Annotated in this window: 11 protein-coding genes, 1 tRNA gene and 3 rRNA genes; 7 read left to right on the top strand and 8 right to left on the bottom strand. The window is 47.9% G+C overall.

Going from position 1 to position 15,594, the window contains the following annotated elements; translation table 11 throughout:
* Position 1: 1 nt before the first annotated feature.
* Positions 2-982: a 3'(2'),5'-bisphosphate nucleotidase gene (locus N4J56_RS13870; protein WP_317106983.1), complete on the bottom strand. Its 981-nt coding sequence runs from the start codon at positions 980-982 to the stop codon at positions 2-4.
* Positions 983-1,149: 167 nt separating this feature from the next.
* On the opposite strand from N4J56_RS13870, the gene N4J56_RS13865 reads away from it, so the two are divergent.
* The 6 genes from N4J56_RS13865 to rrf all read left to right on the top strand — a co-directional run bounded on the left by N4J56_RS13865 (position 1,150) and on the right by rrf (position 7,749).
* Positions 1,150-2,397 carry a glycoside hydrolase family 10 protein gene (locus N4J56_RS13865; protein WP_317106982.1) on the top strand — a complete coding sequence of 416 codons (1,248 nt, stop codon included), beginning with the start codon at positions 1,150-1,152 and terminating at the stop codon, positions 2,395-2,397.
* Between the two features lie 245 nt (positions 2,398-2,642).
* A 16S ribosomal RNA gene (locus N4J56_RS13860) occupies positions 2,643-4,137 on the top strand.
* A 51-nt stretch (positions 4,138-4,188) separates the two neighbouring features.
* A complete protein-coding gene (locus tag N4J56_RS13855) occupies positions 4,189-4,344 on the top strand; it encodes a hypothetical protein (protein WP_317106981.1) in 156 nt (51 codons plus the stop codon).
* Positions 4,322-4,395 (top strand) — tRNA-Ile (locus tag N4J56_RS13850). The genes N4J56_RS13855 and N4J56_RS13850 overlap by 23 nt, the downstream gene beginning before the upstream one ends.
* A 216-nt stretch (positions 4,396-4,611) precedes the next feature.
* A 23S ribosomal RNA gene (locus N4J56_RS13845) occupies positions 4,612-7,495 on the top strand.
* Between the two features lie 136 nt (positions 7,496-7,631).
* Positions 7,632-7,749 (top strand): 5S ribosomal RNA (rrf, locus tag N4J56_RS13840).
* The 16S, 23S and 5S rRNA genes sit together here with 1 tRNA gene alongside, the layout of an rRNA operon.
* Before the next feature lie 130 nt (positions 7,750-7,879).
* Here rrf and N4J56_RS13835 read toward each other — a convergent pair.
* The 4 genes from N4J56_RS13835 to N4J56_RS13820 form a co-directional block, all read right to left on the bottom strand.
* Positions 7,880-8,593, bottom strand: coding sequence for a J domain-containing protein (locus N4J56_RS13835; protein WP_317106980.1), 714 nt, complete (start codon positions 8,591-8,593; stop codon positions 7,880-7,882).
* Between the two features lie 15 nt (positions 8,594-8,608).
* Positions 8,609-9,571, bottom strand: coding sequence for a cysteine synthase A (cysK, locus tag N4J56_RS13830; RefSeq protein ID WP_410500495.1), 963 nt, complete (start codon positions 9,569-9,571; stop codon positions 8,609-8,611).
* Positions 9,572-9,654: 83 nt separating this feature from the next.
* Positions 9,655-10,092 carry an Rrf2 family transcriptional regulator gene (locus N4J56_RS13825; RefSeq protein ID WP_317106978.1) on the bottom strand — a complete coding sequence of 146 codons (438 nt, stop codon included), beginning with the start codon at positions 10,090-10,092 and terminating at the stop codon, positions 9,655-9,657.
* Positions 10,093-10,341: 249 nt separating this feature from the next.
* Positions 10,342-12,162, bottom strand: coding sequence for an iron uptake porin (locus N4J56_RS13820; RefSeq protein ID WP_317106977.1), 1,821 nt, complete (start codon positions 12,160-12,162; stop codon positions 10,342-10,344).
* A 661-nt stretch (positions 12,163-12,823) separates the two neighbouring features.
* Here N4J56_RS13820 and N4J56_RS13815 point away from each other — a divergent pair.
* Entirely contained in the window at positions 12,824-13,675 is an 852-nt protein-coding gene (locus tag N4J56_RS13815) for a universal stress protein (protein WP_317106976.1), read from the top strand.
* Positions 13,676-13,814: 139 nt separating this feature from the next.
* Here N4J56_RS13815 and psbM read toward each other — a convergent pair whose 3' ends face one another.
* The 3 genes from psbM to N4J56_RS13800 all read right to left on the bottom strand — a co-directional run bounded on the left by psbM (position 13,815) and on the right by N4J56_RS13800 (position 15,535).
* The gene (psbM, locus tag N4J56_RS13810; protein WP_015157485.1) at positions 13,815-13,928 is read right to left on the bottom strand and encodes a photosystem II reaction center protein PsbM; all 114 of its coding nucleotides are present in this window, start codon (positions 13,926-13,928) and stop codon (positions 13,815-13,817) included.
* A gap of 214 nt (positions 13,929-14,142) precedes the next feature.
* Entirely contained in the window at positions 14,143-14,442 is a 300-nt protein-coding gene (locus N4J56_RS13805; RefSeq protein WP_039714396.1) for a 2Fe-2S iron-sulfur cluster-binding protein, read from the bottom strand.
* Positions 14,443-14,572: 130 nt separating this feature from the next.
* The gene (locus N4J56_RS13800) at positions 14,573-15,535 is read right to left on the bottom strand and encodes a PrsW family glutamic-type intramembrane protease (RefSeq protein WP_317106975.1); all 963 of its coding nucleotides are present in this window, start codon (positions 15,533-15,535) and stop codon (positions 14,573-14,575) included.
* Between the last annotated feature and the right edge of the window lie 59 nt (positions 15,536-15,594).

The raw sequence follows: 15,594 nt of genomic DNA, 5'->3' as shown, positions 1-15,594 counted from the left end.
CTTAGACTTTCTCTTGCAGTGCATCCAACACGGCATCATATATATCGCTACTACTAGCAATAATGCCCCGATTATTGAGCATCTTAGCATTAGCAGCAAACTCTAAAGGCTTACCATACATATCTGAAACACGACCACCAGCCTCTTCTAAAACGATTGCTCCCGCTGCGTGATCCCAAATATTTTCTCGGTAATCGGGATATTCTGCCCAAGGTAGTCGTAAATAAAGAGCAGCTTCACCCCTAGCAACTACAGCATATTTTGCCATGCTATCGATCGAGAGTGGCTTGAGAGTCATGCCAACTGCTTGCGCGATCGCTCGTTGTAAAGGCAAATTACCATGTCTTGACTCTACACTCTCGGTCGAACGGAAATGGCTTTTGTTTGCGGTTCTCGCCCCTAAAATTGGCTGAGAAACCCCACTATTTAAAGCGATTTGAGTTGTTCCCCGTCCCCTAACAGCTACAAATAAAACTCCCCGTTCGCTTTGTGGCTGATTCAAGTCTAGTGGTAATGCCGGACAACCCATCACCCCTAGCTTGACTTCTCCATCCTCAATCAAAGCGAGAGCGATCGCATATTGATCGCCGCGTAAAAACCCTTTTGTCCCGTCAATCGGATCTAGAGTCCAAAAGCGCTCGCCTACTTGACCGTTACCGCGATCGATCCACTCCAAGATAGTCTCAGCAGATGTTTCTGGAATATGTACCCGCACGTAAGATGCGATCTGTTCTAGTTGCTCAGACATATGCGGTTGGCGCAGCAACTTTGCATCTTCTTCCCCTACAACTGCATCTTGAGGAAAAGCTGCCGCGATCGCTTGACAGATAATTGCCTGAGCGCCTAAATCTGCAATTGTTACTGGGCTAAAATCTGGCTTTTCTATTGCAGCAACAAGACAATCGTTTTGAATTTGCGTGCAGAGTTTGATTGCTCGGATTACAGATGCGATCGCCACCTGTTTTTCTAATTCGTATGCCATCAGCTACTTCCTCAGACATATCATTCAGGCTGGATTATGACACATAGCTAGAAAGAGTGGTAGAGGCGCACGGCTGTGGACCCTTATGACAAACTCGTTAACTTAACTCTTTACAATCGGTTGCGAGTCTATATGAAATTTGACAATCTGCCGCTGACAAATGAGATGTGCGACGATCGAATCCACTGCCAACAAATTCTCAAAAGGACGGATTACTGGTGAAGGGTAAGCGTCGAGCTTGGTTTATGGCTTTATTCAGTCTATGTATGGCGATCGTCTTGCTACTACACCTACCGCTACAAGTAGCATCTCAGCCTCACCCTGTAGAAACTGAAGTGCGGGGAGTGTGGTTGACCAATGTTGACAGCGATGTTTTATTTTCCCGCGATCGCTTGAGCAAAGCTTTACAACGATTGGCAAAATTAAACTTCAACACGGTTTATCCTACCGTTTGGAATCGTGGCTATACTCTCTATCCCAGCTCTGTAGCAGAACGTACAATTGGGAGATTGCTCGATCCCAATCCGAAGCTGAAAGGAAGGGATGTTTTAGCCGAAATTGTCCAACAGAGTCACCAGCAAGGACTGAGCGTTATTCCCTGGTTTGAATTTGGGTTAAAAGCACCCGCCAATTCCGATCTCATCCGCCGTCATCCAGACTGGATTACCTATCGCCGCAACTCCCGCCGAATTTCTAAAGGAAATAAATATAACCAAGTTTGGCTTAATCCCTTTCATCCAATGGTGCAACGATTTATCGTCAACTTAGTTGCCGAGATTGTCTTAAAGTACGACATAGACGGTATCCAAATCGACGATCACTTCAGTTTGCCTATTGACTTAGGCTATGACACTTTTACTACCCGACTCTACCAGCGGGAAAATGGCGGTAAGAAGCCGCCTGCCAATCCTCGTCATCCGCAGTGGATGCGCTGGCGTGCTAATAAAATTACGCAGTTAATGACCCAAATTTATCAAGCGGTCAAAACTCGCAGACCTGATTGCCTCGTGACTTTAGCGCCAAATGCTCACGAATACGCTTACAACACGTCTTTACAAGATTGGCGTACTTGGGAAAAAAAGGGTTTGGTAGAGGAAGTTGTCTTACAAGTCTATCGAGACGATTTGAAAACTTTCGTTAAAGAAATAGAGCACCCAGAAATCAAAGCAGTCAGTAGCCGTATTCCTGTCAGTATCGGTATATTGGCAGGCTTGAAAAAGCGTCCTACTCCTATGAAGCGGATTGAACAGCAGGTTCAAGCAGTCCGTAATCGAGGATTTGCGGGAGTATCTTTCTTCTTCTACGAAAGTTTGGGCGATCGCGATTCTGCTTTCCAGTCCATGTTTCCTAACACTGTAGCGCGACCGCACATCTCCCACGGTTGGGCAGGGACTACTCAGGGAGTCAAGCAGTAATGTTCAATAATTCTTCAAACCCGTGTGTGGAGGGGGGAGGGAGAGAAGGCGAAAAGTTTTTTCTGCCAACTAGTTGACAAGAAAAGGGAGAGGTTGCTAGATTAGTAAAGCGCCACAAGAGAGGCAAGCCGAGAGGCGAGCACTTGTGAGGGCGACCGAACCTAGAAAAGAGTATAGTTTGAAAGCGCCAATAGCACAAGAGAGTTGGTGTCGAATTAGAAGAAACATATGTTGAGTTAAGGAAAAAAACGGAGAGTTTGATCCTGGCTCAGGATGAACGCTGGCGGTATGCTTAACACATGCAAGTCGAACGGGAAGTTTTCGGACTTCTAGTGGCGGACGGGTGAGTAACGCGTGAGAATCTGCCTTTTGGACGGGGACAACTGCTGGAAACGGCAGCTAAGACCGGATGTGCCGCAAGGTGAAATATTGTATAGCCAAAAGAGGAGCTCGCGACCGATTAGCTAGTTGGTGGGGTAAGAGCCTACCAAGGCTGCGATCGGTAGCCGGTTTGAGAGGACGACCGGCCACACTGGGACTGAGACACGGCCCAGACTCCTACGGGAGGCAGCAGTGGGGAATTTTCCGCAATGGGCGAAAGCCTGACGGAGCAATACCGCGTGAGGGAGGAAGGCTCTTGGGTCGTAAACCTCTTTTCTCAGGGAAGAATCAATGACGGTACCTGAGGAATCAGCATCGGCTAACTCCGTGCCAGCAGCCGCGGTAATACGGAGGATGCAAGCGTTATCCGGAATGATTGGGCGTAAAGCGTCCGCAGGTGGCACATCAAGTCTGCTGTCAAAGCCCCCAGCTTAACTGGGAAGAGGCGGTGGAAACTGGTGAGCTAGAGAGCAATAGGGGTAGAGGGAATTCCCGGTGTAGCGGTGAAATGCGTAGAGATCGGGAAGAACACCAGTGGCGAAAGCGCTCTACTAGGTTGCAACTGACACTGAGGGACGAAAGCTAGGGGAGCGAATGGGATTAGATACCCCAGTAGTCCTAGCCGTAAACGATGGATACTAGGCGTTTCTCGTATCGACCCGAGGAGTGCCGGAGCCAACGCGTTAAGTATCCCGCCTGGGGAGTACGCACGCAAGTGTGAAACTCAAAGGAATTGACGGGGGCCCGCACAAGCGGTGGAGTATGTGGTTTAATTCGATGCAACGCGAAGAACCTTACCAGGGCTTGACATGTCTGGAACCGTGGGGAAACTCATGGGTGCCGAAAGGAGCCAGAACACAGGTGGTGCATGGCTGTCGTCAGCTCGTGTCGTGAGATGTTGGGTTAAGTCCCGCAACGAGCGCAACCCTCGTGTTTAGTTGCCATCATTCAGTTGGGCACTCTAGACAGACTGCCGGTGACAAACCGGAGGAAGGTGGGGATGACGTCAAGTCAGCATGCCCCTTACGTCCTGGGCGACACACGTACTACAATGCTACGGACAACGGGAAGCCAACCAGCGATGGGGAGCAAAGCCCAGCAAACCGTAGCTCAGTTCAGATCGCAGGCTGCAACTCGCCTGCGTGAAGGCGGAATCGCTAGTAATCGCCGGTCAGCCATACGGCGGTGAATACGTTCCCGGGCCTTGTACACACCGCCCGTCACACCATGGAAGTTGGCCACGCCCGAAGTCATTACTCTAACCACTTGTGGAGGAGGATGCCGAAGGCAGGGCTGATGACTGGGGTGAAGTCGTAACAAGGTAGCCGTACCGGAAGGTGTGGCTGGATCACCTCCTTTACAGGGAGACCAACTTCAGTAACCAGTAACCAGCGACCAGCGACCAGTAAGATGCGTCACGGTACTGCCGGACAAGAGCTGGAAACTGAGGATATCCCGAGGTCGGACGACACCGACAAAACAGCTCGAGTGAAGCAACGCTTTCAAACTAGAACTGGTTCGGTAAGAGTGTTACCACCAGTAGGGGCTATTAGCTCAGGTGGTTAGAGCGCACCCCTGATAAGGGTGAGGTCCCTGGTTCGAGTCCAGGATGGCCCACCTCAACAGAACTCAGAATTGAGAGTGCACAAGTCGAAAGTAGCACAGACAACTTGTGGCAAGATGAACGGAAGATGATAGACTAGTCAAGTTGGGCAAAATTCAGCACTGTCTGCTGGGCGGACAACTGCTGGGTAGATTCCAGCGAGCACCTTGAAAACTGCATAGAGACAAGAGATAAAGTCAGGTAGAAAACCAAGTATTTGCGAAATTACTGGTCAAGCGAAACACAGCTGACGGTGGATACCTAGACACGCAGAGGCGAAGAAGGACGTGGCGACCGACGAAAAGCTTCGGGGAGCTGGCAGCAAGCAATGAGCCGAAGATATCCGAATGGGGCAACCCCAATGTACAGCCTGTTGAATCCATAGACAGGTATGAGCCAACCCAGCCAACTGAAACATCTTAGTAGCTGGAGGAAAAGAAATCAAACGAGATTCTCCCAGTAGTGGTGAGCGAAAGGAGAAGAGCCTAAACCAGAGTACTTGGTATTCTGGGGTAGTGGGACAGCGACATGGAAGCACGAGGCTAGACGAAGCGATTGACAAATCGCACCAAAGAGGGTGATAGTCCCGTAGTCGAAAGTTGAAGTGATACTAGCTGAATCCCGAGTAGCTAGGGACACGGGAAATCCCTAGTGAATCAGCCGAGACCACTCGGTAAGGCTAAATACTACTGCGTGAGCGATAGAGCAACAGTACCGCGAGGGAAAGGTGAAAAGAACCCCGATAAGGGGAGTGAAATAGAACATGAAACCGTCAGTTGACAAGCAGTGGAAGGATGATTCAACGTCCGACTGCGTGCCTGTTGAAGAATGAGCCGGCGAGTTATAGTCACTGGTATGGCTGATAGCCACAGCGAAAGCGAGTCTGAAGTGGGCGAATTTATCAGTGTATATAGACCCGAACCTGGGTGATCTAACCATGGCCAGGATGAAGCTTGGGTAACACCAAGTGGAGGTCCGCACCGACCGATGTTGAAAAATCGGCGGATGAGCTGTGGTTAGGGGTGAAATGCCAATCGAACCCAGAGCTAGCTGGTTCTCCCCGAAATGTGTTGAGGCGCAGCGGTAAGTAATAATTGCTGGGGGTAAAGCACTGTTTCGGTGCGGGCGGCCTCAAGCTGTACCAAATCGAGACAAACTCAGAATACCAGCAACAATCTTACTAGTGAGACGGTGGGGGATAAGCTTCATCGTCAAGAGGGAAACAGCCCAGACCGCCAGCTAAGGTCCCCAAATCAAAGTTAAGTGGCAAAGGAGGTGGGAGTGCACAGACAACCAGGAGGTTTGCCTAGAAGCAGCCATCCTTGAAAGAGTGCGTAATAGCTCACTGGTCAAGCGCTCCTGCGCCGAAAATGAACGGGACTAAACTTTGTACCGAAGCTGCGGACTTGTAGCGATACAAGTGGTAGGGGAGCGTTCTGCGATAGGGTGAAGCACTAGCGGCAAGCAGGTGTGGACGAAGCAGAAGTGAGAATGTCGGCTTGAGTAGCGCAAATATTGGTGAGAATCCAATACCCCGAAACCCTAAGGGTTCCTCCACAAGGCTCGTCCGTGGAGGGTTAGTCAGGACCTAAGGCGAGGCCGAACGGCGTAGTCGATGGACAACGGGCGAACAATCCCGTACTGAAGATTAGTTGTGCAGAGGGACGGAGAAGGCACGCACCAGCCGAATGTTGGTTATCGGCGCAATTAACCGAGGCGATGAGAAGCGGCGAAAACGCTTCGAGCTGGGGTTAAGAGACCGAGGGTCTACGGACCCGAAGTGGTAGCGGTCAAGCTTCCAAGAAAAGCTCTAAACACGTTAACTAATCGACACCTGTACCCAAAACCGACACAGGTAGGGAGGTAGAGAATACTAAGGGGCGCGAGATAACTCTCTCTAAGGAACTCGGCAACATGGCCCCGTAACTTCGGAAGAAGGGGTGCCCAAGAAATTGGGTCGCAGTGAAGAGATCCAGGCGACTGTTTACCAAAAACACAGGTCTCCGCAAAGTCAATAGACGAAGTATGGGGGCTGACGCCTGCCCAGTGCCGGAAGGTTAAGGAAGTCGGTCAGGGACTCGTTCCTAAAGCTGGCGACCGAAGCCCCGGTGAACGGCGGCCGTAACTATAACGGTCCTAAGGTAGCGAAATTCCTTGTCGGGTAAGTTCCGACCCGCACGAAAGGCGTAACGATCTGGATGGTGTCTCAGAGAGAGACTCGGCGAAATAGGAATGTCTGTGAAGATACGGACTACCTGCACCTGGACAGAAAGACCCTATGAAGCTTTACTGTAGCCTGGAATGGTGTTCGGGCTTTGCTTGCGCAGAATAGGTGGGAGGCGTGGAATTACTCCTTGTGGGGAGTAAGGAGCCGCAATGTGAGATACCACTCTGGCGAGGCTAGAATTCTAACCCACGACCGTAACTCCGGTCGGGGAACAGTTTCAGGTGGGCAGTTTGACTGGGGCGGTCGCCTCCTAAAGTGTAACGGAGGCGCGCAAAGGTTCCCTCAGGCTGGTTGGAAATCAGCCGCAGAGTGTAAAGGCAAAAGGGAGCTTGACTGCAAGAGTGACAACTCGCGCAGGGTGGAAACACGGCCTTAGTGATCCGACGGTAGTGAGTGGAAGCGCCGTCGCTCAACGGATAAAAGTTACTCTAGGGATAACAGGCTGATCTCCCCCAAGAGTCCACATCGACGGGGAGGTTTGGCACCTCGATGTCGGCTCATCGCAACCTGGGGCGGAAGTACGTCCCAAGGGTTGGGCTGTTCGCCCATTAAAGCGGTACGTGAGCTGGGTTCAGAACGTCGTGAGACAGTTCGGTCCATATCCGGTGCAGGCGTTAGAGTATTGCGAGGAGCCTTCCTTAGTACGAGAGGACCGGGAAGGACGAACCGCTGGTGTACCAGTTATCGTGCCAACGGTAAACGCTGGGTAGCCAAGTTCGGAGCGGATAACCGCTGAAAGCATCTAAGTGGGAAGCCCACCTCCAGATGAGTACTCTCATGAAGTCAATTCAGTAAGGTCACCCACAGAACATGGGTTGATAGGTCAGTGGTGGAAGTGCAGTAATGCATGCAGCCGACTGATACTAATAGACCGAGGGCTTGACCACCGCAATGAGGAATTTCTCCCACGACTTAATTCTCTTGTCTATGCAGTCTTCAGGGTGATGCCGTAGTGATACAGCCATCAGTCATCCAGTAGAAACACTGGTCACTGGTCACTGGTCACTGGTCACTGATAAGTTTCCTGGTGCGCATGGCGTTGTGGACCCACTCTGAATCCATCCCGAACTCAGGTGTGAAACGCGACTGCGGCGACGATACTCTGGGGGTTGCCCCACGGGACAATAGCTCCGCGCCAGGTCGATTTTTTCTATCATACAAAGCCCTCTTTTCATATAGATAAAGGGGGCATTATTTTTTTAGTCTTTCTCGTCAAGTTCTAAGTCTATACATTATGTGTCAACTTGAGGAAAACGTCAATATAACTTGACTTAAGCGATCGCCTCTACCGATTTTTGTGCCTCGCAGTGCAATCCGTGGGCAATCCGAAACATTTCTTGCCCGACGTGCAAATAACGTTCATCATAGTTAAGCGGAAAGTAGGCTAATTCATCTAATCCATCCGCTACTTGATTAATACAGTAATAAAGATGCGCTGCTGCTTTGCCCATACTGGGAGGATTTGGCATTGAGCGGAATGTCTTTTGAGCTTGTTTCAGCCAGTCCTTACAATCGACAATGTAAGCCTGAAACTTGTCTAAAAGTTCGTCATCAAACGGATCGGCAGATAATTCTTCAATTTGTTGTTCTAAAGAGTTTAGGATTCGACATAGCGATCGATTAACAGGTTGATAAACTTGTTGCATCCATATTTCTATTTGCTCGTCAGCATCTCTACCACTGGGACGATGTTGGTAGGAAGATCGAGCGTTTGGGCGTTGGGACGATCGCTGTTGTGTGGTAGTTGAATAAGGCGCTCGCTTTGGCGTACTTACTCCTAATTGGCGATCGTACTGCCGACGACTTTGAACGTCGCTCAACACTTCATAAGCAGCGTTAATCTGAATAATCCAATCGCGATCGCCTGTCTTAGGATTCGTGTCGGGATGAAATTGCTTCACCAAGTGGCGATAGGCAGATTTGATCTCCGCTTGGCTGGCATTAGGTTGAATTCGTAGGGTTTCGTAGTGATTTGAGTGAACCATTCAATCACTTTAGCGTTAACTAACCGTGGCGGGTAGTCTCGGCTCAAGATCTTGAAACAATGGCGTACTCAAGTAGCGTTCGCCAAAGCTGGGCTGAATCATCACAATTAGCTTATCTTTATTTTCTGGACGCTGAGCTACCCGAACTGCCGCAGCCAGAGCCGATCCAGAAGAAATCCCCGATAGCAACCCTTCTTCCTTTGCCAAACGCCTACCGTAGGCGATCGATTCTTCATCAGTTACGGTAATGACTTCATCAATCAAGTCTACTTTCAAGACTTGCGGTATGAACCCAGCTCCAATTCCTTGAATTTTGTGGGGTCCTGGACGACCTCCCGATAGTACGGGACTGTTAGCTGGTTCGACTGCAATCGCTTTAAACCTGGGTTTTCTGGCTTTAATAACTTCCGCTACTCCAGTAATTGTTCCACCAGTGCCAACACCAGCAACTAAAATATCCACCTGACCATCTGTATCTTGCCAAATTTCTTCAGCCGTTGTCTCTTTGTGAATTTTCGGGTTAGCAGGGTTGCGGAATTGCTGCAACATGTAAGCATTCGGCGTTGATTCCACAATTTCTTGTGCCCGCCGAATTGCACCACTCATCCCTTCGATGCCTGCCGTCAGTTCTAACTCTGCTCCATAAGCCCGCAGCATAGCTCGACGTTCGGCACTCATAGTTTCCGGCATCGTCAAAACTAACTGATATCCCTTTGCTGCTGCTGCCATTGCCAGAGCAATACCTGTGTTACCGGAAGTTGGTTCGACTAAAATCGTTTTGCCAGGGGTAATCAATCCCTCCTGTTCGGCAGCACTAATCATGCTGATGCCAATCCGGTCTTTAACCGAAGCGGCGGGGTTCATGCTTTCCAGTTTTACGACAATTTGGGCAACACAACCTTCAGCTTGCGGAATACGATTCAACTGTACTAGAGGAGTACGACCGATGAGTTCTGTAATATTTTGGGCAATATGCATAGTTTGTCCTTTGTCAGTTGTCATTTATCATTCGCGAGCGGCAATAGTAATTCCACTACTCACTACTCATTACTCACTGGCAATCAGATATAGTACATAATATCGAGTTGTCGTCTGGCAGCTATCTGTTCGCAAAGATTTTGTAAGGTATGCTGCTGCAAGACCAGATTTGCCGCTTGTCGAGCTTCATGCCAAATCTCATGCACGACAGCAGTTTCTAACGTTCTAGGCTTACTTTCTTCTTCAGTAGCTCTTGCTTCTATACCTTCTAAGCAGACCAAAACCTCTAGTAAAGTAATTTTCCAAGGTTCTCGCGCTAGGATATAGCCCCCCTTGGCTCCCCGTTGGCTTTTGACTATACCACCGCGTCTTAAGGTTGCCAGGAGTTGCTCTAAGTAGCGGTCTGGAATGTTTTGTTGAGCTGCTATTTGCCGAATTTGCAAGGGTTCACCGCTTTGGTAGCGAGCTGCTAGCTCCGAGAGGGCAAGCAGAGCATATTCTGATTTACACGACAGTTCCACAAGCTAGTTCCAAGAAGTTGAAGGATATTTTAATTTTTGGTCTTAACTCCTCTATTATACCCCGGTTCTCCACTGGGGTTTGATAGATTTGTGATTTGTCACTTGTGATTTGTCAAGGGGTTCATCAAATGACAAAAGACAGATGACGAATGACCAACAAAAAACCCCGCTGCGATCGCGGGGTATGATGATTGAGAAAACGACTGATTCCAGAACTAAGAATCACTCAAATTAGTCACTTACCAAAACTTAGAAGTTAAATGTTGTGCGAAGCGTACCGATGATTGCATCTTCATCGCTACCAGTTTGACCAACTCGATTGAGCCAAATCACACCAGGAGTGACGGAAATATTATCGGTAAGTTGGTAACGATAGAACCCTTCAACGTGGAGACCATATTCATTACTGAAATCTCTCACGCCAGGAGCGTCCAAGGATGTCAAGGTAGGTTGCACGCCCGCAAAAATACCTAACAAGTTACCTTCTTTACCCAGGTCAGAGAAAGCTACACCGCCACCAAACGACCAGATATCACCATTACCACGACCGATGAGAGTAGCGTTGGTGTAAGACCCGAAGCCGCTGAGCGAGATGGTATCGCTTAATCTGAAAGAACCAGAAAGACCGTAGGAGTTAGAGGAGATTGGGACAGTATCAGCGCCCACAGCGGCACCTAGAAGCCTGGAAGGATTGTTTGCTTCCAGCGTACCAACAACACCAGTACTACCAGCGTAATTAAAGATATCGGAGTTTTCATCGTCATCTGGATCGAGATTACCCAGGGAAGCTCCAGTATTGTAAGCGTTGACGTAAGTTGCTGCTAGGGCGATGCGATCGCCAAAGTTGAAGTTCAACTGCCCTAATGCGGCATAATCACCGTTAAACAAGCCAGCCCCTTGACTTGGATCTTGAGCATTTCTAGCAAAATATCCAGCCGTGATACTAGGCTTAAAACCACTGGCTTCGCCAAAAGGAGCGATGTTGATACCCAAACCGGCACCACCACCAATCCGATAGATCGGGTTTTCGGAAGCAAAGGTAGATATTGCCCCACGACCACCATCAAAGTCTTCAAAGAAGGGGTTGTTGGTAGGAGCGTAGTCAGCGTGAACGCCTCCCGCTGCGGCTAGATAGGCTCTGGAGTTTTCGCCAATTGGGAGTTTAAAGTCGTAAGCTGCCCAATCTACAACAACATCGTTACCGTTGTCTGCTGGGTTGAAAGTAAGAGTGTTTTGGTAAGTATCTTCACCCACATCTAAGCGGGTCGCATTACCAGCTGATAAACGAGTGTGAAGGATATCGCTACCAGTAAAACTGGTTTGGAAGTCCAGCCGCACCCGATCCTGGAAAACGGTATTCGCATCGGTATCTCCGCCGAAAGCATCGCTGACAGCAGCAACCACTTCGCCTACGAGTTTAGTGGTAGTCGAGAACTGATTTGCCTCTAGTTCTGCGACGTTAGCTTCTAGACTGTCTACTCGTCCGCGCAGAGTTGCCAGTTCCGCAGAGAATTCTTCTTGCAATCTTTGCAGGGTAGCTAAGTCTTCCTTGCGGACTTGATCGGCTGTTCCAGCAGCAATCAATTCGTTAACGCGATCGAGGGCGGCGTTCAAACCTGCGGCAAACTCATAACGAGTCATGGCACGGTTACCTCGAAACGTGCCATCAGGATAACCTGCAATCACGCCATAGCGTTCTACCAAAGATTGCAAGGCTTGGAATGCCCAATCTGTAGGCTGCACGTCCGATAGTTGAGAAACTGAGGTGACTTGCGCGATATTGTTGCGATCGCCGCGACCTTCATTACCATAACGGTTGATTTCGGAAATTGTATTGTCAGTTTCAGGGGCAGCAGGGGCAGTTGGCACTTGTTGTGCGATTAGCGTTCCCTGTGGTTTTGTAACGCCACTATTGACAATACTTGTCTCTTTGGTTTCAATAGCAGCATTAAGTTCTGAAACTGCTGGAGCGCTGCTTGGTGTAGCAGCGATTGCCGACGTTGAAACTGCGAGTGCAGCAGTCAGCCACGCTGGGCTGAGAATCACGGCTTTCCACAATAACTTAGACATATTCCTTTTTTCCCTCACACCTTTAATCAATCGATATACATAACTGTTACCTTCATCTTGCGATCGCGGTACAGCTAGTTTACTAGTATCTGTAGATTAAGATACTTCATATTTAGTTTAACTCTGTTCTCGAATAGTGCAATACTCGATCTAAAAAAAGATTAATAAAATCCAAACAATCCTATCTCAATCCAATCTCCATCTAAGCTTCAGCAAAATTTGCTACACAGCTCTACAGTCCATCTGAGTGACAGTTGAAATAGTGTCACTCAAAAGTTTACTTTCCACTTGCTTTGAACTAAACGTAGTCAGCGCGATGATTGTTATGCGAGCTGCTGAAAGTATTGTTATTAGTGTCAGTTTAAGCACAAATTTGAAGCAATCGGATTTTGCGATCTTCTTACCCTCAACCTTAACAAATTTTAAAATACTTTTTTTTCTATGTAATATATAAGTCAATTTAAATTATAGTTTATCTATCTTTAAAGAAGATAACAAATTGTCAAAATTATTGCAGTAGCATGACCGTTATGCTTAAGAATAATAAGTAAGAGATGATGGCTTGCTAAGCTGCTTGAGCTAACTGAAAAAAGCAAATTCTAACCCACTCATCCATTAAAAAGTATAAAAACTAGACGCAATTCACTACCGGGTTAAATCAATGATTGAAAAAATTTTGCTTGCTGTCTCAGGACTGGGACACGCAGAAGAAATGCTCAAGAATTTGAAAGAGATTCCATCGATCGCACAGGCAAAAGTAACTGTTTTACATGTAGTTCCTTCCCAAGCAACTTCTGCTGGAATGACAAGCAAGCTAGAGGAAGGTAATAAAATTATCACAAATGCTGTGGAGTACTTAGGGTTAGATCCTAGTCGAACTATCACTATGCTGCGACAGGGAGAACCCAAAGACGTAGTATGTCAAGTAGCAGATGAGATTGATGCTGACTTAATTATTATGGGTTCGCGAGGACTCAAGCGGTTGCAAGCAATTTTATCTAACTCTGTCAGTCAATACGTATTTCAGTTATCCTCGCGTCCTATGTTGCTGGTGAAGGATGACATTTACGTAAAAAAAATCAACCGCATCATGGTAGCTTATGACGGTTCCGATGCGGCAAAACAATGCTTGCAGTTAGCTCTATTTTTGCTGAGAGATATTAAAGGCAGTCAGCTAGTCTTAGCATACGTGAATAAGGATTTAAGCGGGAAACAAGGAGAAGTCGCCCTAGCAGCAGCAGAAAAAGATCCAGTTTTGGCTGGGGCGATCGCTGAAGCGAAAAAACAAGGAGTGCAAACCCGCTGCGTCACTAGTATGGGCAAGCCAGGCGAAGAAATTTGCCGCTTAGCTGAAGATATGTCTGTAGACTTACTAATGCTGGGTTCACCCGATCGCCGTCCATCCGTGGCTAAAAGTTTTGTTGACATCGATCGCTTAATTGGCTCATCGCTATCAGATTACGTTCGTGTCAATGCTACGTGTCCCGTGCTGTTAGCGCGGACGGTTGGTTGAAGAGCGAGAAGAGAAAGTCGCAAAGCAAGACAAGTCACAATTCAATCCTACACCCCGTGAACTAATAACTAAAAACCTCTGTAGAAATAACTACAGAGGTTTTGTTTTTGATTCAAAGCAATTGACAAAACAGTGATGATTAATCTTTTTTTCCTTCGCGGCTAGCGGTTTGGATGTAAAGAATGATTAAAAATACAGATGGAACTAGCACAAATAAAATGCTTGCCACAAAGCCTAAATCGTTTACTTGCATCGCCAGAAAGCCTCTTTTATACGGGGGTTTGACTCTTTCAGGATATCATCAATGCGTGACACAGAGGGAGGGGCGAGTCAGCGACCAGTTATCAGTTATCAGTTATTAGTTATCAGTGGTGCGTGGCTAGTGACTGGTGGCTAGTGTTATTCTCTCCCTCTGCTCCCCTGCTCCCCTGCTCCCCTGCTCCCCTGCTCCTCTGCTCACTGCTCCCTCATTTCGGTTTAGTCACAACGCTAACTGGTCCGTTGACTAAAGTTTGACAAGCAAGACGATAGTTAGCTGGCTTTTTCTTCAGTTTTTTGTTTTCAACTGGAGTACGGGGTGAGAGATTTTCTATACCTTCAACAATCTCTACGATACAAGTACCACATTGACCATAGCCGCCGCAGTTCATCATTTTGCCCCAAGTCGTATAGAGATCGATACCATTTTCTAGAGCTTTGATGCGGAGGTTTGCCCCATCAGCGGCGATCGCCTCCCGATTTTCTTGCACAAATTTGATGTTAGCCATAGCTGCTCTCTTTACCTGGGTTTCTGTCTCTCCGCCCTGCATCATATACTTTGCTGAAACAAAAATCGATACGTCTTGTTAATTATGTTAAATGATTGCGAAATTTTATGAATAATTTTTCTAAATAGTCTCATGGCAAATTGCGACGGCTAGCAGCAAACCTCAAGTATCGATAAATACACCAGGCGATCGCTCCAGGAATCGAATTGAGTACCGAGCGACTCGCGATGAACCAGATATTTTCTGGTTCGAGTAGCTGGACCGGATGTAAAGGGCTAAGAGTTCTGACAAGCAGAAAAAAGCCAAAAATTGCGTTACCACCAAGCATCAGGGCAAACACAACCAAACCTCTTTGCCAGTGGCGATGCATAGCTGTCATGCCAGAAATAAGGATAATTGATGGTTGATGCTGCACCCGCCGCCAACATTCTTCCATGCGCCAAAAGAGCCAGAGCAAAAATGGAAATAGTAAGTAACTCAAAAGATTTATTGGTGGATTGTAGCGCCAAGCACTAGAAAATATATTAACTAGGGCGTGGCAGATAATAGCGTTTATTAGGAAGTAGTGCGTGGTGTGGTGGTAATTGGTAATTGGTAGTTGGTCGTTACTCCCCTGCTCCCAGCTCGTCCCTGCTCCCTGCTCTCTTGCTAGGGCATAGCCAAAAGCTGCTGAGAACATAGCATGAATGGGAGTACCGATCGCACGCTCGAATACAGTTGCTACGCCATTGGATAAATAAACCCAGCTTTCTTGGGCAGTGAATCCTAGAGCGATCGCGATCGTCTGGATAAAAATAGAGAGAGCAGGCGATCGCCCGTTACCTCTACGTCCTGCCAACCATAGAAAAGTAATGACTCCAGCTAACTTACATCCCTCTTCAATTGGGGCAATAAACACCAACTGACGTACAGCTACACCAGCAAGAGTGCGAGTAAATCTTTGCCAATCTTCCCACTGGCTGGTGAGATGCTCGAATATCCACTCTAGACCCAGAGCGATACTACCAAAAATTGCGCCCCAACCGAAGCACAGTAGTAATAGAAACAGGGGAGGTGGTGCAGTTGCCCGACGATAGTAATAAATCAGTAGCAATAGTGGCGGAATAACTGCATTTAACAGTGACCAGTTATCAGTTCTCAGTGACCAGTGAC

It is taken from the genome of Chroococcidiopsis sp. SAG 2025 (genome assembly GCF_032860985.1).
Taxonomy (GTDB): domain Bacteria; phylum Cyanobacteriota; class Cyanobacteriia; order Cyanobacteriales; family Chroococcidiopsidaceae; genus Chroococcidiopsis.
Note: the sequence above shows the minus strand (reverse complement) of the source record. Positions and strands in the feature narration are given on the sequence as shown.

Excerpts from the sequence above, each read along its gene's own strand:
- N4J56_RS13870 (WP_317106983.1), bottom strand. The coding sequence starts at position 982 with ATGGCATACGAATTAGAAAAACAGGTGGCGATCGCATCTGTAATCCGA.
- N4J56_RS13855 (WP_317106981.1), top strand. The coding sequence starts at position 4,189 with ATGCGTCACGGTACTGCCGGACAAGAGCTGGAAACTGAGGATATCCCG.
- N4J56_RS13835 (WP_317106980.1), bottom strand. The coding sequence starts at position 8,593 with ATGGTTCACTCAAATCACTACGAAACCCTACGAATTCAACCTAATGCC.
- cysK (WP_410500495.1), bottom strand. The coding sequence starts at position 9,571 with ATGCATATTGCCCAAAATATTACAGAACTCATCGGTCGTACTCCTCTA.
- N4J56_RS13820 (WP_317106977.1), bottom strand. The coding sequence starts at position 12,162 with ATGTCTAAGTTATTGTGGAAAGCCGTGATTCTCAGCCCAGCGTGGCTG.
- N4J56_RS13815 (WP_317106976.1), top strand. The coding sequence starts at position 12,824 with ATGATTGAAAAAATTTTGCTTGCTGTCTCAGGACTGGGACACGCAGAA.
- psbM (WP_015157485.1), bottom strand. The coding sequence starts at position 13,928 with ATGCAAGTAAACGATTTAGGCTTTGTGGCAAGCATTTTATTTGTGCTA.
- N4J56_RS13805 (WP_039714396.1), bottom strand. The coding sequence starts at position 14,442 with ATGGCTAACATCAAATTTGTGCAAGAAAATCGGGAGGCGATCGCCGCT.